This is a genomic window from Ureibacillus sp. FSL W7-1570, from assembly GCF_038593265.1.
Lineage (GTDB): Bacteria > Bacillota > Bacilli > Bacillales_A > Planococcaceae > Ureibacillus > Ureibacillus suwonensis.
In genome coordinates, this window is the sequence record NZ_CP151979.1 from 1,585,828 (window position 1) to 1,606,667 (window position 20,840).

23 protein-coding genes are annotated in these 20,840 nt (G+C 40.8%); 13 read left to right on the forward strand and 10 right to left on the reverse strand.

The annotated features are described in order from the left end of the window. Position 1: 1 nt before the first annotated feature. Positions 2-1,057: a uroporphyrinogen decarboxylase gene (hemE, locus tag NST13_RS07865; protein ID WP_342471255.1), complete on the reverse strand. Its 1,056-nt coding sequence runs from the start codon at positions 1,055-1,057 to the stop codon at positions 2-4. 308 nt (positions 1,058-1,365) lie between these two features. Between hemE and NST13_RS07870 the strand changes: the two genes are divergently transcribed. Then, positions 1,366-1,887: an antibiotic biosynthesis monooxygenase gene (locus NST13_RS07870; protein WP_342468676.1), complete on the forward strand. Its 522-nt coding sequence runs from the start codon at positions 1,366-1,368 to the stop codon at positions 1,885-1,887. Positions 1,888-1,969: 82 nt separating this feature from the next. On the opposite strand, the gene NST13_RS07875 is transcribed toward NST13_RS07870, so the two are convergent. From NST13_RS07875 to NST13_RS07890, 4 genes are all read right to left on the reverse strand, one after another. Further along, on the reverse strand, positions 1,970-2,953 hold the full coding sequence (locus tag NST13_RS07875) for an ornithine cyclodeaminase family protein (protein WP_342581780.1): 984 nt from the start codon (positions 2,951-2,953) through the stop codon (positions 1,970-1,972). Between the two features lie 19 nt (positions 2,954-2,972). Continuing rightward, positions 2,973-4,292, reverse strand: coding sequence for an MFS transporter (locus tag NST13_RS07880; RefSeq protein WP_342468674.1), 1,320 nt, complete (start codon positions 4,290-4,292; stop codon positions 2,973-2,975). Between the two features lie 325 nt (positions 4,293-4,617). Further along, entirely contained in the window at positions 4,618-5,817 is a 1,200-nt protein-coding gene (locus NST13_RS07885; RefSeq protein ID WP_342581781.1) for an ABC transporter permease, read from the reverse strand. Beyond that, on the reverse strand, positions 5,810-6,550 hold the full coding sequence (locus NST13_RS07890) for an ABC transporter ATP-binding protein (RefSeq protein WP_342581827.1): 741 nt from the start codon (positions 6,548-6,550) through the stop codon (positions 5,810-5,812). Before NST13_RS07890 ends, NST13_RS07885 begins: the two co-directional genes overlap by 8 nt. Positions 6,551-6,650: 100 nt before the next feature. Here NST13_RS07890 and NST13_RS07895 point away from each other — a divergent pair, with 100 nt between their 5' ends. From NST13_RS07895 to NST13_RS07920, 6 genes are all read left to right on the forward strand, one after another. Continuing rightward, the gene (locus NST13_RS07895) at positions 6,651-7,076 is read left to right on the forward strand and encodes an HIT family protein (protein WP_342468672.1); all 426 of its coding nucleotides are present in this window, start codon (positions 6,651-6,653) and stop codon (positions 7,074-7,076) included. 171 nt (positions 7,077-7,247) lie between these two features. Then, on the forward strand, positions 7,248-7,784 hold the full coding sequence (locus NST13_RS07900) for a tryptophan transporter (RefSeq protein WP_342468671.1): 537 nt from the start codon (positions 7,248-7,250) through the stop codon (positions 7,782-7,784). A gap of 148 nt (positions 7,785-7,932) precedes the next feature. Then, complete coding sequence (locus tag NST13_RS07905) at positions 7,933-8,298, forward strand: YtxH domain-containing protein (RefSeq protein ID WP_342468670.1); 366 nt, start codon at positions 7,933-7,935, stop codon at positions 8,296-8,298. A 189-nt stretch (positions 8,299-8,487) separates the two neighbouring features. Continuing rightward, the gene (locus NST13_RS07910; RefSeq protein ID WP_342468669.1) at positions 8,488-9,063 is read left to right on the forward strand and encodes an HTH-type transcriptional regulator Hpr; all 576 of its coding nucleotides are present in this window, start codon (positions 8,488-8,490) and stop codon (positions 9,061-9,063) included. A gap of 189 nt (positions 9,064-9,252) precedes the next feature. Beyond that, a complete protein-coding gene (locus tag NST13_RS07915) occupies positions 9,253-9,750 on the forward strand; it encodes a DUF3267 domain-containing protein (RefSeq protein WP_342581828.1) in 498 nt (165 codons plus the stop codon). Positions 9,751-9,833: 83 nt separating this feature from the next. Next, a complete protein-coding gene (locus NST13_RS07920) occupies positions 9,834-10,025 on the forward strand; it encodes a hypothetical protein (protein WP_342581782.1) in 192 nt (63 codons plus the stop codon). Between the two features lie 70 nt (positions 10,026-10,095). On the opposite strand, the gene NST13_RS07925 is transcribed toward NST13_RS07920, so the two are convergent. Beyond that, the gene (locus NST13_RS07925) at positions 10,096-10,203 is read right to left on the reverse strand and encodes a YjcZ family sporulation protein (protein WP_342468666.1); all 108 of its coding nucleotides are present in this window, start codon (positions 10,201-10,203) and stop codon (positions 10,096-10,098) included. 149 nt (positions 10,204-10,352) lie between these two features. Here NST13_RS07925 and NST13_RS07930 point away from each other — a divergent pair, with 149 nt between their 5' ends. Further along, positions 10,353-11,240 (forward strand): peptidylprolyl isomerase, encoded by an 888-nt coding sequence (locus NST13_RS07930; protein ID WP_342581783.1) that lies wholly within the window; start codon positions 10,353-10,355, stop codon positions 11,238-11,240. A 356-nt stretch (positions 11,241-11,596) separates the two neighbouring features. Here NST13_RS07930 and yhaM read toward each other — a convergent pair whose 3' ends face one another. Continuing rightward, positions 11,597-12,541 carry a 3'-5' exoribonuclease YhaM gene (gene yhaM / locus NST13_RS07935; protein ID WP_342468664.1) on the reverse strand — a complete coding sequence of 315 codons (945 nt, stop codon included), beginning with the start codon at positions 12,539-12,541 and terminating at the stop codon, positions 11,597-11,599. Between the two features lie 161 nt (positions 12,542-12,702). Between yhaM and NST13_RS07940 the strand changes: the two genes are divergently transcribed. Continuing rightward, positions 12,703-12,888, forward strand: a complete 186-nt coding sequence (locus tag NST13_RS07940) for a YhzD family protein (protein WP_342468663.1) — start codon at positions 12,703-12,705, stop codon at positions 12,886-12,888. Between the two features lie 37 nt (positions 12,889-12,925). Here NST13_RS07940 and NST13_RS07945 read toward each other — a convergent pair whose 3' ends face one another. After that, a complete protein-coding gene (locus NST13_RS07945; protein WP_342468662.1) occupies positions 12,926-13,708 on the reverse strand; it encodes an enoyl-CoA hydratase in 783 nt (260 codons plus the stop codon). Between the two features lie 660 nt (positions 13,709-14,368). On the opposite strand from NST13_RS07945, the gene serA reads away from it, so the two are divergent. Both serA and NST13_RS07955 read left to right on the forward strand, forming a co-directional pair. Next, positions 14,369-15,988, forward strand: a complete 1,620-nt coding sequence (serA, locus tag NST13_RS07950; RefSeq protein WP_342581784.1) for a phosphoglycerate dehydrogenase — start codon at positions 14,369-14,371, stop codon at positions 15,986-15,988. A gap of 171 nt (positions 15,989-16,159) precedes the next feature. Next, positions 16,160-16,846, forward strand: a complete 687-nt coding sequence (locus tag NST13_RS07955; RefSeq protein WP_342581829.1) for a TraR/DksA C4-type zinc finger protein — start codon at positions 16,160-16,162, stop codon at positions 16,844-16,846. Positions 16,847-16,887: 41 nt separating this feature from the next. Here NST13_RS07955 and NST13_RS07960 read toward each other — a convergent pair whose 3' ends face one another. Then, complete coding sequence (locus NST13_RS07960; RefSeq protein ID WP_342581785.1) at positions 16,888-17,679, reverse strand: HAD family hydrolase; 792 nt, start codon at positions 17,677-17,679, stop codon at positions 16,888-16,890. Between the two features lie 143 nt (positions 17,680-17,822). Between NST13_RS07960 and NST13_RS07965 the strand changes: the two genes are divergently transcribed. Further along, positions 17,823-18,434 carry a PH domain-containing protein gene (locus tag NST13_RS07965; protein WP_342581786.1) on the forward strand — a complete coding sequence of 204 codons (612 nt, stop codon included), beginning with the start codon at positions 17,823-17,825 and terminating at the stop codon, positions 18,432-18,434. A gap of 96 nt (positions 18,435-18,530) precedes the next feature. Continuing rightward, positions 18,531-18,923 (forward strand): RDD family protein, encoded by a 393-nt coding sequence (locus NST13_RS07970; protein WP_342468658.1) that lies wholly within the window; start codon positions 18,531-18,533, stop codon positions 18,921-18,923. A 275-nt stretch (positions 18,924-19,198) separates the two neighbouring features. Here NST13_RS07970 and NST13_RS07975 read toward each other — a convergent pair whose 3' ends face one another. Then, complete coding sequence (locus NST13_RS07975; RefSeq protein WP_342581787.1) at positions 19,199-20,713, reverse strand: coproporphyrinogen III oxidase; 1,515 nt, start codon at positions 20,711-20,713, stop codon at positions 19,199-19,201. Positions 20,714-20,840: the final 127 nt, after the last annotated feature.

The window sequence follows — 20,840 nt, forward strand, 5'->3', positions numbered from 1 at the left end:
GTTACTCATTCGTTAGTTTTGCAATTCGTTCACGACTATAATCATGAATTAATGCCGTTAACCGTTTTAATACATCCGGATTGACGTCAGGGAATACTCCGTGACCCAAGTTGAAAATGTGTCCCGGCACTTCCAATCCTTGATCGATAATATCTTTCGCTCTTCGTTCAATGACAGACCAATCCCCCAATAGGATGGAAGGATCCAAGTTTCCTTGAACCGCTTTTTCGATTCCCATTTCACGGGCTTTTCGGATCGGCATGCGCCAATCTAATCCGATCACATCAATTGGCAAGTCATTCCATTCCAAAATTAAATGGCTTGCGCCAACACCAAATAGGATCACAGGGACATTTTGATTTCTCAATTCCGCAAAAATCCGTGTCATCACCGGTTTGATAAACACCCGGTAATCTTCAACATTCAACGCGCCAACCCAGGAGTCAAACACTTGAATGGCACTCGCACCTGCTTCCACCTGTGCAGTAATATCCGCAATAATCATGTCTGCCAGCTTATCCATCAATTTAAACCATGCTTTTGGATCGGAAACCATGAAAGATTTCGTTTTGCTGTAATTTTTCGATGGACCGCCTTCAATCATATAGCTGGCCAACGTAAATGGAGCGCCGGTAAATCCAATCAATGGCACATCCAACTGTTCTTCCGTTAAAAGTCTGATTGTTTCAAGCACGTATGGTGTATGCTCTTTTGGATAAAATTCGCCCAACTTTTCCACATCTTCCACACGTCGGATCGGATTGGAGATCACTGGTCCAATGCCGGCTTGAATTTTCACATCAACACCGATGCTAGGCAAAGGCGTCACAATGTCTTTGTAAAGAATTGCCGCATCCACGTTATATTGTTCCACAGGAAGTCTTGTCACATAAGCGCAAAGTTCCGGCTGCTTCGTAATTTCTTCCAACGAATATTTCTCTTTTATTTTCCGGTACTCCGGCTGGGAACGCCCCGCTTGCCGCATGTACCATACTGGAGTATATTCCGTTCTTTCTCCTCTTGCTGCTCTGATTAAAGTGTCATTAATTAGCCTCATGTTCAATTAACCTTCCCCTCAAAAATAATCGTTGACGAAAAGTGCAATGAAATCGATTTCAATCTTACAAGGAATTTCATCGCTAAAAATTGCTACAATTAATTATAATAACTATAACCTTGTAAATAATCTACTAAATCACTGATACCCTTCAATATATACTGTTCCTTTAACATTGTATAGTTTTCTCTGACAAATGTCATAAAATTGTTCTTTTAATAGCCTATTTTTCTTACTGAATATTTGACAAAATTAAGGCAAAGAAAATTGAGCAGGAGTTTTCTTTTTCATTCAAGGAGGAATCAAAAATGAATTTTTACATGACGACCGGAACTCCCACTTTTATGGAAAAATTGCATAAAAAATATGAACATGAAAAAATGTTGATTTTGTATGGCGCAAACCAAACCCTGTTGCTTCATGAGACAGCGGGCAAGACCGTTTTTCAAACACCCAGAAAATATGAAGTTGTGGATGGGATGAACGAACTGCAACAGGCAGGTTACTTCACTTTCTACCATATTCCGGTTTCTGATGAAGGACGCCCGGTATTTGAAAAAAACATCGTTCAGCGTTTGAAAGGAATGAAGGATCAAACGGGGTTGACCGCCATGCGACTGCTTCGTCCGAAAAAATCGGAAACCTATATTATTCTCCTTCAATGGAAAGATAAACGCTCATATGACATATGGAAAAAATACGACCCAATCGCCCAGGAACTCGAAAACTTTTCAGTGGGTGTAAAAAAAGACAATATCTTTAATGCAGCAACGTACATCTCCACTTACTCCGGCGCGAAACAAAAAGAAGGGGAAGAGAATGAAAGCTGATCTGTCCCCCGGGCAAAGGATGAAAAGGGCGGATGAGAAAATTATAAAATTTCCTCCATCCGCCCTGGGGCAAATTTTTCAATTACATCTCAAATGATATGCCAAGATGAAGTTCAACCGCTTTTTTGTACACACCCTTTGCAACGGCAAGATCATAATAAGAAGCCCCGACGGATTTGAAAAAAGTGATTTCTTCCTCATGTTCCCTCGGTGCAATTTTTCCGCTCACCAACTGGGCAAGTTCCCCATGCAAGTTGGAAAAAGACCACTCCCCGCTTTTGTGGGCATCAATCAATTCCCCCGCTTCTTCTTTGACGCCTTCCACATCATCCACCACAATTTTCGAAGCTTTTCTTATCGTTGTCCGATCGACTTCCAGCATATGGGGCAAATAAGAGCCGACCCCGTTTACGTGGACACCGGGTTTTAAATAGTTTCCATCAAACACGGGGCTTTTTGCATTTGTCGCACAACAAACAATGTCTGATGAACTGACGGCCTCATTCACATCATCGACCACTTCCAAGAATGCAGTGACACCATGATCAATCAATTGTTGCTTGAAACGATGCGCTTTTTCTTTCGTTCGATTATACAAATAAATGCTTTCGATTTTTCTTACCGAAAGTACCCCGAGAACTTGCTCAAAGGCCATTCTTCCCGTGCCAATCACCGTCAGCGATTTTGCATCAATGTTCGCCAGTTTCATCGTGGCAAGCCCTGTCATCGCGCCAGTGCGAAGACTTGTGAGATATGAAGCGTTCATCACCGCCAAGTGCTCACCGTTTTCAGTGCTTGAAAGAAGCAGGATGCCCTGGGTTGTCGGCAAGCCTTTCCCGGGATTGTCCGGGAAAATCGTGACGACTTTTACTGCGGCAATTTGATCTTCCAAATCGGCACTTGGCATATAAAGGGAAGAAGCATTCTTTTCAGGAAAATCAATCACTGTTCTAATCGGGGCAAGCACTTTGTCTTTTTGCTTTGCCATCAACATTTGTTCCACATCTTTTAAGGCATCTTCCATTTTGTAAAAACGTTTGATTTGTTCTTCATTTAATAGAATCAATGGCTATCCTCTCCGTTTTCTATACTCTTTGCAAAGTTCTTTCTTCCGTGTTTTTGAATTCATCCAACTCTTGATTGCTCTTGTCTTTGACAGTGAATACCGCAATCAGTGAGATGATGGCCGTCAAAACGATATAAAGCGCAACGGGAACATAAGAGTCATTGAATTGGACCAACAGCCATGTTGCAATCAAAGGAGCTGTTCCTCCCGCAACGGCCGCACCGATTTGATAGCCCAATGATACCCCTGTGTAGCGCACTTTTGCATCAAATATTTCCGAAAACATTGTACCGAGCACCGCCGTAATCGGAGCCCAGATTATCCCCAATCCCAAAACCGTTGCAATAAGGAGCGCGGCGAAATTTCTTTGTTCGAGCAGCCAGAAATACGGAAAAGCATATAGGATCATTCCGATCACTCCGGCAATGTACACCTTTTTGCGGCCAATTTTATCCGATAACCTGCCCATAAACGGCATGAGAATCGTTGTCACAATGGTGGAAACCATGATGGAAATCAACACTTGGGAACTTTTGAATCCAAGGTTGTTCGTACCATACGAAACAATGAATGTAGAAAAGATGTAAAACGGCGCCGTTTCAACCACTTTTCCTCCGACCGCAATGAGCACTTCTTTCCATTGGGTTTTAAATATGTCTACAAAAGGAAGTCTCGTCACTTCCCCGGTTTCCTGAATTCTTTTGAATGAAGGTGTTTCATCCAGCCCTTTGCGGATCCAAAGACCAAAAATCACTAAAATTGCACTCAAAATGAATGGAATCCGCCATCCCCATGCCACAAAACTTTCAGGAGAAACGATGGACGTGATGAACGATAATGCGCCCGAACCTAAAAACATCCCGACTGTGACTCCCATTTGCGGGAAGGCACCGTAGAATCCCCTTTTTTCTTTTGGAGAAAATTCAACGGCAAGCAGCACTGCCCCTCCCCACTCACCGCCGATTCCCAAACCTTGTACCAACCGCAAAATGATCAGGATAATCGGTGCAGCCACGCCGATTGCCTGATATGTGGGCAACAACCCCATCAATACGGTCGCAACCCCCATGATGGTCAAAGTTAATACAAGCGTCCGTTTTCTGCCGATCTTATCGCCAATATACCCAAAAAGGATGCCTCCAAACGGCCGAATAAAAAACGCGAGAGCCAAAGAAGCATAAGACAGCAACAACCCCACCGTCGGATCATCCGCAACAAAGAACACTTGATAGAATACAAGTCCGGCTACCGTTCCATAAAGAAAGTAGTCGAACCATTCAATGGAGCTCCCTACCAAACTGGCAATCCAAACTTTTGTCATATCATTTTTTCCGCCCATTGGATACCTCCCCGTTGAATTGTTAAGTAGAGAAGTTAGTAAAATTTATGCTAAAAAAATACATATATTCTAAGATTTCTAACATAGATGGACAATTATGGGTCCTTTCATTCTATTAGAACAATTACAGGAGGCTCCAAATGGGCACAGACTCGGTTGATCGATTCCCGAATTTTTCATTCATTGGCATGCAATTGTGGAAAGAAAAGGCAAGACACATTTATGGAGGCATTTCCTTTTAGCCATCCAATGAAATGCAAAAGCGGCTTAAGTCCCAAAATCGGGAACTTAAGCCGCCCAACAATCAAAACCAAATTCTTCATTCTTAAACATGCACCGCCGGATCCTTCGACAATCGGAAAGTCAATTCGTTCATTCCGATCACGATGATCGCCGGAATAAAGAACAGCGGTTGTCCAATGGCGCAAAGCATCACAATGATGGCTTGAATCACCATAAAGAGGCGCAACAGCTTCTGAACCGCTTGCTTCCGTTGATTGTCTTTGACCGGATAGAGCATGTCCATACGGAAATCGGTTGAAGATAACAGTGCATATTTCAACTGGATGACCGTGGCGAAACTTAACGCTCCTGCCACAATCCATAAGACAACCGGAATATCAATCATCAGCGCAATGATTGCCGAAATGAGCGTTAAACGCACCCATAAATAAAAATGGTCGTTGGTTCTGACAAAGGTGCGGAATACCAGATAACTTTGCGTATTTTCCTTTTTATATGGAACGAATTTATAGATTGCGTCCAGCCATGCTCTCCGTTTCACTGCGCCACGGATATGCGGGACATCCGTAAAGTAATTCGCAAACCGGTAAAATGCCATCATCCGGTTTTCTTCCAGTTTGACCAAATGCTCGTACGGGATCGGTTGGACCTTTGCCCGCTTTGCCAGCGAAAAATTGTACACAACGAGCAAAAGCAAATAGATCAATGCCCACCAAAATGAGACGGACAAAATGGCTTGGATCGCCAAAATGGATACCGCCATCCGCGCAATGCGATCAAAGACAACATGATTCCCCCGATTCGCAAAGCGGTAATGGAATTCCGACTGAACGTTTACAAATTTCAGGACAATGATGAACAATAGCCCCAACCATGTCCGCCATGCAGGCAAATCAGTGACCGCGTTTAATAAAGGGATTGAAACAATGTAGCAGATCACAGGCAAAAACACCTGGGACCAGAATGTCCAATTCAAGGCTTTCCGGAAATAGAGGTGCATTTCCTTCTCCAATGGCAACAAATATACCTGATCCGGCTCCCTGAGCAATGTCACGGGACGGGAAAAAGCAACAACGATTCCGATAACTCCGGCAACGAGCCATTCTGCAGGAAATTCCGGTGACACCACTTGCAGCCATTCGCTGTATTGATACCCGAGCGCCCCAATGGCAAACACCAGCACAATCGCCAAATGCCCAGTGAACACAAACCGCATATATTTCTGAATTTCCGTAAGATAATGTTCAAACCGCTTTGACCAAACATCCGCCAAATTATTCATGGTGCTGCTCCTTCGTCATGGCAATATACAAATCATCCAGAGTGGCATTCGGCATGCCAAAAGCCTTTCTCAAATCATCCATCGTCCCCTGGGCGCGAACACGGCCTTCGTGAAGGAAAATGATGCGGTCGCAATATTTTTCGGCAGTCGATAATACATGGGTGGACATCAACACGGAAGCTCCCTGCTTTTTCCGTTCCGACATTTGGTCAAGCAAAGATTGGATGGCCAATGGATCCAGCCCTATGAATGGTTCATCCACAATATATAAGGAAGGGTTGACCAAAAAGGCGCACATGATCATGACCTTTTGCTTCATCCCCTTGGAGAAATGGGATGGGAACCAGTTCAAGCGCTTCTCCATCCGGAATTCTTCCAACAATTTTCCGGACCGTTCCTTTAATGTCTTCTCATCAATGCCGTATGCCATGGCGGTCAATTCCAAATGTTCCTTCAATGTCAATTCCTCGTATAATACAGGCGTTTCCGGAATGTAGGAAAAAGATGAGCGGTATTTTTCAATATCTTCCTGCAATGTCACGCCATTCAAGCGGATTTCCCCTTTTTGCGGTATAAGGGTTCCGATAATGTGTTTGATTGTTGTGCTTTTTCCTGCACCGTTCAATCCAATCAATCCAACCAATTCACCTTGTTCAATGGAAAAGTTTAAATCTTTGATGACCGGTTTTCTTGTATAGCCACCTGTTACATCCTTTAATTCCAACATAGCCAACACTCCTATTCTTCCTACAGTGTATCAAAATTAGAAAATGTATTCATCTCATGAAATATGTTAAAATGTAGATAAATTTTGTAAGAAAGGATTGGGTGAAATGAGCGACTGCATTTTCTGCAAAATCATTGATGGATCCATTCCATCCAATAAAGTATATGAAGATGAACATGTATTGGCTTTCATGGACGTAGCCCCATTGACAAAAGGACATACATTGCTTATCCCAAAACAACACGTAAAAGATCTGTATGAAATGCCGGAAGATGTGGCAAGAAACTTATATGCGGCTGCACCAAAAATCGCGAATGCCATTAAAAAAGCTTTCAATCCGCAAGGTCTAAACACGATCAATAATAATGGCGCCTTTGCCGGACAATCCGTGTTCCATTATCATTTGCACTTCATCCCCCGCTATGATGACAGTGACGGCTTAAAAGTGAGATGGGAAGCAAAAAACGGCGAGTTCACTCCTGAACAATTAAAAGCGATTGCGGAAGAAATCAAAACGAATTTAAATGAATAATCCGGCAGACTGACTCATCTCCCGAGTCGGTCTTTTTTAATATTACAATCATCCTATAAAAATACTTGAAAATTATTTCTTTTAAGATTACAATAATCGTACTATACGATTTCGCTGACAGCATAGAGACTGTTGGGAAGTTGAGCACAGCTTAGCAGAGGAGAGAAGTGTATGAAAACAAAAAATTTGGTATTAATGGCTCTTTTAGTTGGTATTGGAACTGTTCTTTATTTGGTGATGCCGCCTATTCCGATCGGCGGTGGAATCAAGCCGGATATGATGTTGACGATGATGTTTGTGGGGATTATTTTATTCCCTAGCATCCGGGATACATTTATTCTTACAGTCGTTACCGGAGTTCTATCCGGATTATTCTCATCCATTCCGGGTTCACTCATTCCAAATCTGATCGATAAAGTTGTAACAGGTTTTGTTTTCTTGGCCGTACTCTATTTGGTCAATAAATTTGCGAAAAACGTTGTTGTTTACGCCATTTTGATTGGATTAGGAACTTTGTTGTCAGGAACCGTTTTCTTGTCCATGCTTCTATTGTTGGTCGGAGAAATGCCGGCAGCCTTTGGAATCATGTTTGTTACTGGTGTAATTCCTGCAACAATCGCAAATATCGTTGCGTTCTGCATCATCTATCCGATATTGGCAGGTCTGTTAAAACGTTCCAAATTCGAAACTTCCGTTACACAAGCATAATAAATAATGAAAACTTTGCTATCTAAGTTTTACTTAGATAGCTTTTTTATTTCCTTTGATTTTGGTTTAATATGGTTAAGTACATTAATTTATAATCCAACCATTTTCTTTACATACTATTGAATACAAAATGAAGGAGAGATTCACCATGCGTGCTAAACCATTTTTCATCGGACTGTCCGCCGGAATGATCGCTGGACTGACTGCAGCCATTTTCACTGCTCCACAAAACGGAAATCAATTGAGAGCAAACATGAAATATGCGGCAAAGAATGTAAAAACGACCATCAGCGAATTAAATTATCAAATCAATGACTTGAAAAATGCGGTCTCTAAATTATCCAACGAAGCGAAAATTACTATTCCAAAAATATTATTTGACTTAAAAACCTCCGTTTCCAATTACAGTGAAGAAATCAAACCGGATGCCGAAAAATTGAAAGAAGAAATAGAAAAGTTACAGAATAGCATCAACGAAATCGAGAATAAATTTTCACAACTCAAAAAAGAATAAAATCATTTCAAAAAACCGATTTTTAGTCCTTTTTTACCAAAAACACAAATTTTTATTTCATTTATTTATTATTTTTTATCAAAAAATAACATTTATTAATCACTTTTCATTTATGTATTTTTTTTAACTTTAAACTTTTTTCTTTTATTGCTATAATATTTTAAAAACTTACAAAAAGAAGGTGAATCGATGACTGTGGAATCCTACACATTAAAAGAGGCCATGATTTATAGTCAGCGAATCGCTCAACTGTCCAAAGCCTTGTGGAAAGCAGTTGAGAAAGACTGGCAACAATGGATCAAACCGTTCAATTTAAACATTAACGAGCATCACATTTTATGGATTGCTTATCATTTACAAGGCGCTTCCATTTCAGATGTTGCCAGATTCGGGGTCATGCACGTATCAACGGCCTTCAACTTCTCAAAGAAATTGGAAGAGCGTGGGCTTCTTAAATTTTCGAAACGCGATGATGACAAACGCAATACGTACGTTGAATTGACTCCAAAAGGCGCAGAGCTTGTCATCAAAATGTATGACCATTACTTGGATACAGAGCACTCTATATTGGAAGGCTCTCTAGCATTAAAAGAATTGTATGGAAGATTTCCAGAATTTTTAGACGTTATGGCCATCATCCGAAATATTTACGGAGAAGATTTTATCGAAATATTTGAAAGATCCTTTAAAAACTTTAAAGAATCCATTGAAGAAAAAGATAAAGATCAAGTGGTATTCAAGAATGAAATTATGGTGAACAAATAAGCAATTGGGGATTTGGGGAGTGTATCAGGTACACTCTTTTTTCTTTTTTTGGGATAAAAATCATTAGCATAAACACCATACTTGTTTTACAATTTTCTTGAAATTATATGGAGAGGTAGCCACACTATGCATTGTTGGAAAACGATCAATATCAAAAGGGAATATCGTGTACCACGAATTGTATTATACATGATTATTGTGTTTATCCTTGTTTTTTCCTTTTCATTCATTCTTGTCGGCATCAACCGGCCTTTAAAATATGACGATCACTATGTTCCATTATTTCTTTTGGTCCTTTTATTGCTTTATCCATTGCATAAACTCATCCATTACTATTCGCTCTTTTCCTACCGAAAATCGGTAAAACTGAAATGGAAACTTGAGTTGAAAGTTGTTCCCATCGTTCACCTTCGAATTAAAAAAATGATACCGAAAAATAGATATATGTTTATTCTGATCACCCCATTCGTTCTTTTAAATATGATATTGATTCTCATGGCGGTTCTCTTCCCTTACTATTCCCATTACGCGTGTTTATTGCTCGGATATCATTGTTCCATCTGCCTGGTCGACATATTATATTTTATACACCTGGTAAACGCGCCAAAAAACGCGGTCATCGAGGAAACGCCCAAGGGGTACGAAATTCTAGTTCCTCCTAGTTTTTCAAAAACTTCTAACAATTAAATGCTAAAGAATGGTGAACTTACTTGTAGAATGGCAACACTTTTTGATATTCTTAAGTGAAGTGATAGAGGGGAGGAACAACTTTGCTACTGTTAGTTGTAGTGCTATTCTCGGTACTTTATTTATTTCAAATAAATCGGATGACATACGCATTATGTATGCAAAAAGATATTCCTGAAGAAAAACAGACAAAGATTTTCAGCACAATCAATATTTTAATCACTATTTTGCTTATATCTTTTTATATTGAAGTATACTTTGCCATCAAATTTTAATGATGGTTTTGATACATTCCCGCAAAAATAAACAAGAGCTAAAGGATCTCCTTTAGCTCAAATTTTGATATTAGTGCACGAAAGCTGCACCAACAATGATTAATAAAATAAACAACACAACCAATAACGCGAACCAGCTACCTCCATATCCATATCCACCACCATAGCTTTGACCCATAACGACACCTCCTTTCCTATCTACTGCTTATAGTATGCGGGCAAGGTTGGGTTACCTGGGCAAACATAATTAGTGGAACCATTTCGTTTTTGATTCGTTTATGTTATAGTTACAAATGGAAATTAAATACAGGGAGAGAAAGTGAGTTTATGAAAAAAACATTTTTAGCAATCGCATTAGCCACATCCGTTTTTGCATTGTCTGCTTGCAATTCAGACGATGAAGTCGTTGTTTCTACAAAATACGGCGATATTACAAAAGATGAATTTTATAATGATATCAAAGACATGGCAGGCAGCATGCTGTTGGAACAAGTAGTCGTCGAACACATCCTGGAAAATAAATATAAAGTGTCGGATGAAGAAGTGGAAGAACGTTTAAAACAATATAAAGACCAACTCGGGGACTCTTTCGATGACGTCTTGAAACAACAAAACATGACGGAAGAACAATTCAAAACCAATATCCGCTACACTTTATTGCAAGAAAAAGCTGAAAACGACATCAAAATTTCAGAAGAAGAAATGAAAAAATATTATGAACAAGGCAAATATGAATTACATGCCCGCCATATTTTAGTGGAAGACGAAAAAACTGCTAAAGAAGTTCTTAATAAACTCAAAAAAGGTGAAGACTTTGCAAAATTGGCGAAAGAATATTCATTGGATACAGGTAACGCACAAGACGGTGGCGATTTAGGCTGGTTTACTGTCGGCACAATGGTGACAGAATTCAACGATGCCGCTTATGCATTGGATGTAAATGAAATCAGCGAACCGGTGAAAACAGAGTTCGGATACCATATCATTCAATTATTGGATAAACGTGAAGTGAAAAACTATGGCACTTACGAAGAGAAAAAAGATGAAATCCGCCAAAACTTAATCAAAATGAAAGGCGGCGTCAATGCCAAATTAGAGGAATTAATCAAAGATGCGGATATCGATATCAAAGATGAAGATTTAAAATCCGCATTCTCTCAAATTTTAGGAACTGACAGCGACAAAGACAGCAAAGACAAAGAAAAAGATAAATAAGAACGGGATATGATGGACAGGCTGTGACAGCTGAAAATGGTGCCGGTAATTACACCGGCACCATTTTTTTGTGGTGGCAATATTTCTTTGGCCGCAACACCTTTCCCCTATAAGGGATCGCCAATCACGGTAACCGGATTCCTCTCCATATGAAGGCAATTCCGATATTCAAATAAACCGTCGTAAAGAGAAAGGCGACAAATCCATTTTGTCGGATTGCCTAAAGTCAAATCTTTCAATGCTTCACCGACTGCGCTGAAGAATTTGAACCCATGGCCGGAAAAACCCATGCAAATCGGCCCAAAAGAAAAAGCGAATTGGAATACCCTTTGTTTCCAAGTTCGCTCTTTTTATACTCAAGAGTCTTCAAATTTGGGCTTATAGAAGGAACGATTATCCAATGCAAAAATGCGCTCCGTAAATTCCCCGGGCTTCGTTTTGCCCAAAGCTCTCGTCAACATATTCATTTTTGCATCAATATTATCAATATAATGCAACATTTCCGCTTCTTGGATCATCGGTTTTTTCGGACTTCCCCATTCTTCCTTGCCGTGATGGGCCAACACGATGTGCTGCAATACCATCACTTCTTCTCCTTCAATCCCCAGTTCTTTTGCTGCCTGCCCAATTTCATCGACCATGATCGTAATATGCCCCAACAAATTCCCTTCAACCGTATACGTTGTGGAAACAGGGCCCGATAATTCCTTCACTTTTCCCAAATCATGCAATATAATTCCCGCATAAATCAGATCTTTATTTAAAGTCGGATATAGTTCGCAAAGGGCTTTCCCCAGCCTCAACATATGCACCACATGGTCCAATAGCCCTGAAACATAGTCGTGGTGGTTTTTGGTGGCGGCAGGATAAACCGACATTTCCAATTGGTATTTCTTCATCAAGTAGCGGGTGATTCTTGAAATTTTCGGATTTTTTATTTCAAAGAAATATTGGGTCAATTCTTCAAACAATTCTTCCTTTGGTGTTGCGGCGGAAGGCATTAAATCTTTTATCTGAACACCGTCTTCCGGTCTGGCCGGGCGAATCTGCTTGATGCGAAGCTGGTTTTTCCCCCGATATTCATGGATTTCCCCACCGATTTTGACAATGGTTTGCGGCTGGTACAATTTTTCATGTTCTTCATTCGTATCCCAAAGTTTCGCTTCGATATCGCCGCTTTTATCTTGGAGAATGAGGGTCATGAACGGCTTCCCGACGGTAGTGATTCCTTTGGTCGCTTGTTTGATCAATAAAAATTGATTCACTTCATCTCCAGGCTGAAGTTGAGTAATTCCTGGCATAAGAGACATCCCCTTTTCATTCGTTCGAAACAATCGTTCATTCTTTATTGTACCATTTGTTTCAAAGGGATTCGATGATTGAATCTTCATTCTGAATCTACTGACATTCTTTCCATATGTTGTATAATAAAATTGACTATTCTATAAAGGATGGGATGAGAATGGCAAATTTTTATTTCACGGCTTTTGAAAAAACAGGGGAAATTTTATTCAATGAAGTATGGGAATTCGAAAATGAACAGCAAGCGAAAATCGAGGGGCAAAAACGCATTGAGGAAAAAGGGGTTCAAGATAAAACCCATCGGCTCGTAAACTCCCAAGGAAAAGTGATTTTATTCCATGTATAATAAAGCAGGAGGTTGACCATGAGTCAACCTCTCTTCATTATTGGCCAATAAATTGCGGGCTTCGTTTTTCTACAAAAGCTTTGATGCCTTCCAGATGATCTTTCGTTTGTCTCATCTTTGTTTGTGCCACCAATTCTTTTGACAGCACTTTTTTCAGTTCTTCCACCCGTTCAGAATGATAAATTTGCTTCGTCTCCAGCATCGCCAAAATTGGAGCGGATAGCAACTTTTTCACAAAACCTTGAACGTATTGTTCGGACTCCCCTTCCTTCACCACGACATCCACGAGTCCAAGTTGCTGCGCTTCTTCCCCGTTCATGATTTTGCCTTCCCAAATAATTTGCTTTGCCTTTGGTACACCTACGCGTTCCTGCATGAAGAAATGACCGCCGCCATCCGGGATCAACCCGATTCCTATGAAATTCATTGCCAATTTGCTGTTTTGTTCCGCAATGACAATATCGGATGCTATGGCAAGACTGAAGCCGAGCCCTGCTGCAGCACCATGCACCTGGGCAACCGTAATCATCGGCAATTGATAATAAGCCGTCGCCATTCTTGAAATGATATCCATGATTTCATGGAAATCCTCTATTTTATCCTTTTGCAGCATCATTTTGATGTCGCCGCCGGATGAAAATGCACGTCCATCCCCTTTGATCACCAACACTTGAATCCCTTTTTCCCCTTGAAGCCGTTCAAAGCAGTCTGCCAACTCATTCAACATCACTTCATTCATGGCATTCAACGCTTCCGGACGCTTTAAAGTGAGCACCGCATACCGGTCATTTACCGACAATTCAATTGTTTCGTAAGCCAATTTCTCCACCCCTTTATTTTTCTCGTACACTATTAACTTCTACTTGAAGGAAAAAATTCCTTTCATGAAACTCAAATCAAAGAATATTTGAAAAAACATGTGGAATAACAAAAACACGAATAATATTTTTTATTTTTTTAATTAATGTTCGTTAAAAAACGTAAAATTAAAGCGTTTTCATTAAAAATATTTCATTTTGTTAAGGAAATGAGTTGACAAAAGTGAACAATTCAGTTTATTATGTAGACACATTGAAATAAGAGTCAAAATATTATGACGGAGACATGCTCTTGCGTTCAGAATCCTCAGAGAGCTGATGGTCGGTGCAAATCAGCGTTTCTGGCGTCAGTAGTTCCACTCCTGAATAGAATGGCTGAAATTCAGTAAGTCATCTCCGGATTATGCACGTTACGCATCACTTGAGATTGTCGGAATCTTTGCAATTTTCGGCAATGAAAAAGGGTGGTACCGCGTGAAGTTGATAACCAGCTTTTCGCCCCTTACTTTGTAGGGGGTGGAAGGCTTTTTTTAATATACTTCGGAATGAAAGGAGTATTTTTATCGAAAACTATTAACTCAATTGCCTCTAATTTTTCGATATTTTGACGTTGTATTTACACCCATCATTCGAAAATAATTATTAAAAAAGGAGTTTTTCAAATGGTAACAAAAGAAACAACAGCTACAGATGTCATTAAAGTGTTTATTGCAGACCCATTAAGCGAAGACGGTATTTTCCCATTGCGCGAAGAAAAAGATTTGAACTTGGAAATCATCATTGACACTGGCAACTCCCAAGAAGAATTGATCCAAAAAATCAAAGGCGTGGATGCCTTGATCGTGCGCAGTGCGACAAAAGTGACTCGTGAAGTGATTGAAGCTGCAGATAAATTAAAATTGATCGGCCGCGCAGGGGTAGGGGTGGACAACATCGACTTGCAAGCTGCCACTGAACGCGGAATCATCGTTGTCAACGCGCCAGACGGAAATACAAACTCTGCCGCTGAACATACGATTGCGATGATGACATCTCTTGCTCGCCATATCCCTCAAGCGTATTTATCATTAAAAAATGGTAAATGGGACCGCAAATCTTATGTTGGGGTTGAATTGAAAAACAAAACTTTGGGTGTTATCGGTTTTGGCCGTATCGGAACAGAAGTGGCGTTCAGAGCAAAAGGACAAAGAATGAATGTCATGGCCTATGACCCATTCTTGACTGAAGAACGCGCAAAAGAACTTGGCGTTACAAAAGCGACTGTCGATGAAATTTGCAAAGAAGCCGACTTCATTACAGTGCACACACCACTATTGCCTGAAACAAAAAATCTGATTAATAAAGAAAAATTCGCATTAATGAAACCAGGTGTGCGCATCATCAACTGTGCCCGCGGTGGAATCATCAACGAAGATGATTTATATGATGCCATCGTGGAAGGAAAAGTGGCAGGTGCCGCACTTGACGTATTCGTTGAAGAACCTGCAACAGACCATAAATTGCTCACATTGCCTCAAGTGATTGCAACTCCACACTTGGGTGCATCTACAGTAGAAGCGCAAGAATCTGTTGCCATCGACGTATCAAAAGACATTATCAAATACTTCAAAACTGGCACTGTGACAAACCCTGTTAACATGCCATCCATTCCAAAAGAATTGCTTGCTGAAGTGGAACCATTCTTTGAATTGGCTGAAAAACTTGGTTCATTCTTATCACAAGTAACTTCTGAACCATTAAAAGAAATCAACTTGTTCTATGCCGGGGAAATCGCCAATTTCGATGTACGCCCATTAACAGCGAATACATTGAAAGGCTACTTGAAGAAAACTCACGGCGAAAACGTGAACGACGTCAATGCCCGTTATTTGACTGAACGCGTCGGCGTGAAAATTAACGAAAATAAAACAACAACAGCCAAAGGTTTCACAAACTTAATTACAGTTGAAGTAAAAACAGCAAACGAAACACATTCTGTGGCTGGTACATTGTTAAATGGCCTTGGCGCCCGTATCGTAAAAGTGGAAAACTTTGTAGTGGACGTTGTTCCTGAAGGCCACTTATTATACATCAAAAACATCGACAAACCAGGGGCAATCGGCCGCGTTGCCACTAAACTTGCCGAAAAAGACATCAACATCGCAACAATGCAAGTGGGACGCGAACGTGTCGGCGGTTCCGCTGTCATGATTCTTGCCATCGATAATGAAGTGACATCAGAAGATTTGGCATATGTTGCAACATTAGAAAATATTGATGAAGTAAAAGCAATCACTCTATAAGCCCTGATATTTTATGAGCAGGCAAAGGACATGTTCCTTTGCCTGCTTTTTTCGTTGACTTGACTACTTGATGCTCTCATCCGCCATCCCGGTTTCATTGTCCAAAGAAAACTTTCCCCGCCCTTTAATTTTCATTTTTCTGCTCATACTATGGATGAACGAAAGGATGTGATGAACATTTTAACGGAAAAACAAATCGCCAAATTAAAAAAGCAGCTGATTGAAGAAAAAGAGGCATTAACGAAAAATTTGTCCGCCGACGAAAAACCTTTTGATAACGGCGGCATCCGGGATTCTGTGGATGAATTATCCACCGTCGACAACCATCCTGCCGACCTGGCAACGGAATTATTCGAAAGAGAAAAGGACCTTTCCTTAAAAATCCACCAGGAAGATGAATTATCGAAAATCAATGCTGCTTTGGAAAAAATCGAAAATGGTACATATGGAGTTTGTGAAGTGTGCAAAGAACCCATTCCATATGACCGTCTGGCAGCGATTCCATATACATCCTTCTGCATTGAACATGCCGAGGCGAAAGAAGTGCCGGCAGATCGGCCTGTGGAAGAAGACTTGCTGATTCCGCCAGTGGACAATTCCTTTGCGGAAAGGGAGCCTGATGGGAACATTCAAGATTTTGAGGATACTTTCCAAATCGTGGCGAAATACGGAACTTCGGAAACCCCATCGGATTTGGAAGGGGATACGGAAGATATCAACGAACTGTACGATGATCCCGAGGAATATGCCAACAACGATGAACCTCAATCCTTCCATGTTTCCCTGAAGGATGAAATTCCTTTCCCAATGTCAAAACGTGAAATTGAAGAAGCAAGCAAATACGATTATTTGGAATAAAACAATGCGAGACCAATTCCGTCTCGCATTGTTTTCAATCATTATGAGATTTTTTCGAGCAATTGCAAAAATTCCGTCAAAGAAGTCACTTCGTATGTCGGCACGATATCCGGATTTTTCGGTTTATTTTCACGGTTGATCCAAACATTTCTCATTCCTACTCTGGAAGAACCTAAAATGTCCGTATTCAAATTATCTCCAACCATAATGCCTTCATCCGGTGTAATTCCCGCTTTTTTCATCATGTATTCAAATAATGATGGATCCGGTTTCCCTTTTCCGAAATCGCCGGAGATGATCACATGGTCAAAATAAGGGCGGATTTCCGGAGTCAATGTCAATTTCAGATTTTGCAAACTTGGCGCACCGTTTGTAAGAAGCACCAATTGGTATTTTCCTTTTAACGCATCAAGCACTTTATAAGTATCCTCATAAACAAAAGGATGTTTCTTCCGTTCTTCGACAAAACGTTCTCCAAGCTCTGCACCAAGGGCTTCATCATCGATGCCCAATGCCTTCAAACCGTTTGTCCATGCATCTTTTCGATAGTTCGGCACAATGTTTTTCATTTTTTGGAAAGATTCAGTCGGATCGTCAAATGTCCCCCATAATCCTTCAAAAGGGTTGATTCCAATCAATACCGTATAATCGTAAATTTCATAGGATTCATACAGCTTTCTTGCTTCTGCGCGAACCGCTTCTTCCAATTGTTCCAGATCGAGTTCGTATTTTGTCGCGGCATATTCACATGTTTTTTCAAAAGCTGTTTTGATGCTTTTTTTATCCCAAAGCAACGTGTCATCTAAATCAAATACGATTGTAGTAATTGCCATTTCCAACTTCCCCTATTAGTTTTTTGTCACATTTTCTATTCTAACATATATTTCAATTCTATCCAGTGAGTAAATCAAATGAAACTTTATGAAACCCTTTTCGTATTAATATCAAATACTGTTTTTGAAAGGAGTCCATTTACATGTTAAAAAAATTCGCATCGGACGCGTTGGGGTTATCCGATATCGGAAAAGTGATCGAACCGCAAGATTATGATAAAACGGATTCAGATGATTATGTGTTGCACGAAATCGGGGAAAAAATATACTTTCTCATCAAAACAAAAGCGGATGAATATTGCTTTACGAATTTGGCGTTGATTCATGTGGACGGCGATTCGGCTGTCAGCAAAAAACGCACGTTAAAAAGATACGAATACAAATGGAACCCAATCAGCAACGTCTCTTTGGAAACAGCAGGAACCATCGATTTGGATGTGGAGATCAAATTTACAATCGGGAATACACCATTCAGCATCGATATCAGCAAAAACGAATTGGACAAGGTCAAAGATTTGTACAAAGCGCTTGTTGAAATGGAACGCATCATGAAATACAATGATAAATATATGAAATTTGCCCAAGACAGTTTGGAATATGCGCAAAAAAGCATTTCCCACGGAATGGCGCAAGGTTCTCCGGCAGAATCCTTCAAAGCGATCGCCGAATTTACGAATGATTGGTTGACCAATATGAATAAAAAATATGCATATGACGACTATGGCAGCGTCTTTGAATTGTTTATCAACAATTAATCCATAAGTGAATAACGCCCGCGGATAATTGGTGGGCGTTATTTGGCATTTTGGAAGATGGCGGACATTTTCAGAAACTAAAAATGAGGTGGCATGATGAAAGAATTGACAAAAAAACGGTTAAAAGCCTGCGCGATTGATTTGGGGATCTCCACAGCCCTTTCCCTGACCATTGAATACTTTTTACGGAAAAAGGTGAAAAGTGAATTTGTACATAATGTGGTGACGCCGACTGCCGTATTTTGGGGATTGGAATACGCCCAATTCAAATGCGGCGGCCAGACGATCGGCTATAAAATGATGGGATTGAAGCTTGAAAGTGAAGACGGCTCAACACCGACATGCAAACAAATTCTAAAGCGCTGCGCTTATCGCGATACGCTTGGACCTTTCGCCTATTTGAAAGACCGGGAAGCTTACGAAGGGGAAGACGGCTCGAGACTTGCCCAGGACCGTTTTGCCGGAACGGTTGTAAAGGAAATAGAGTGATTTCCTCATTAAGATTCTTTTCCCGCACTGAAAAAGAAAAATGGCTGGCTAAACGTATTTCTGCCAGCCATTTTATTTTATTGTCGTGAAAATGATATTCGCCAAAATGTTGACTATTATCGCCGGATTCGGAATTTTAATCGCCAAAATTGTGAACATATTCGCCAATCGTGAAATTTCATCCCTTGATTATAGCGATAATCGCAAGTAGCAGGCAGTTAATCGCCACTCCCCATTGCATTATCGCCAAAGGGATTAACTTAATCGCCAAACTGTTATTTTTTCAATTCCACCCCATACAACTGATCCAACATCTCAATTTTTTTCTCGATAGCCCCTTCAAAAGAAGCAATATATTGGAAAGGTTCCTTTGGATTGTAGTATTGGGTAATTGCTCCGGTTTCCGGATTAACGAATTTGGAGGCGGCGCCGCATCCGATTCCCACAATCGTTTGCACTTCTTCCATAATGACGATATTGTAGATGCTTTCCTCGCCAGGCTTTGAATAGCCGACATTCTCCAAATTCCCTAAAATATTTTTCTGCCGGTACAAATAATACGGATGGTAGCCGTTTGCGCGGGTCCACTCCTGGGCCATCTCCATCATCCGTGCCACCGTCGCCCGGTCCGCCACTTTGTACTTATCCTTATTTTTTGTCATTTCGGAAGCCCGTTTAAAGGATAAAGTATGTACCGTCAACGATTCCGGCATCAGCTTCTCCGTTTCATTCAAGGAATGCCGGAATTCTTCTATCCCTTCATTTGGCAACCCGATGATCAAATCCATATTGATATTGTTCATGCCTGAATTGCGGGCGAGCCAAAATTTATCGATGGTCTCCCGCACCGAATGACGTCGGCCGATCGCTTTCAACGTTTCATCCGTATAACTTTGCGGATTGACGGAAATGCGGTCAATTCCCCACTTTTTCAATACGGCCAATTTCTCCGGTGTAATCGTATCAGGACGGCCCGCTTCCACCGTAATTTCCCGGATGTTTTCCGGATTCGGAAAGGATTCATACATCGTTTGGTAAAGGGCATCCATCTCCTCCGCTTCAATGGATGTCGGCGTGCCGCCACCCCAATAGATCGATGTCACTTTCATATCATGTTCCTTCAGCCATTTTCCAATTTCCCGCATCTCGATGTGCAATGCATCAAGGAAAGAAGCCACCCTTCCCGTCTTCCGGTTCGGTGCGATGGCATAGGCAGGGAAGGTGCAATAGGCGCATTTTGTCGGGCAGAAAGGAACGCCGATGTAAACAGATACTTCTTTCCCGATTTCATCCAAATCCGGAATGGTTGTGAGTTGCCGCTCCACTATGGAATTTAATAAAGTAATTTTTTCGTCGGATACGCGGAAATCCTTTTTGAGCACTTCATTAATGTCATCACGGGCAAGGCCTTGTTTTCTCAATTTATGATAAAGTTTCGTTGGACGAACGCCGGTTAGAATCCCCCACTGTTGCGCGATTCCCGTATATTGCTCCAAAACGTCCAACAATACATGGGACAACGCCCGCTTCATGCGGATGTTTTGCTCCCGGTCATTTCCATCATTGTCATATTGCTTGGAATATGTACTGTAAAACGTTTTTCCGTCCACTTCCAATTGGCACGCCGTGGAATAACAATTATTTTCCTGTTTATATTGAAAATGAACGGATAGATCCGGATCCTCTATCGATTCATAGAGTTTACTATCTTCGAAAAATAGGTTCGCGATATGCGTCAATACTTGAATCCAATCTTGCTTAAAACGTTCATGAACCAAAATTTTTTTCATCCATACCTCTTCCTTTAATGTTGTCTCTCAGATGAACTTAATTTTATCAGTGAACGTCCTGATTGACCATCCATTCACTTCTGTTTTTTTATGGCAATAAAAAAGACCACACCTTTCCGTGCGGTCC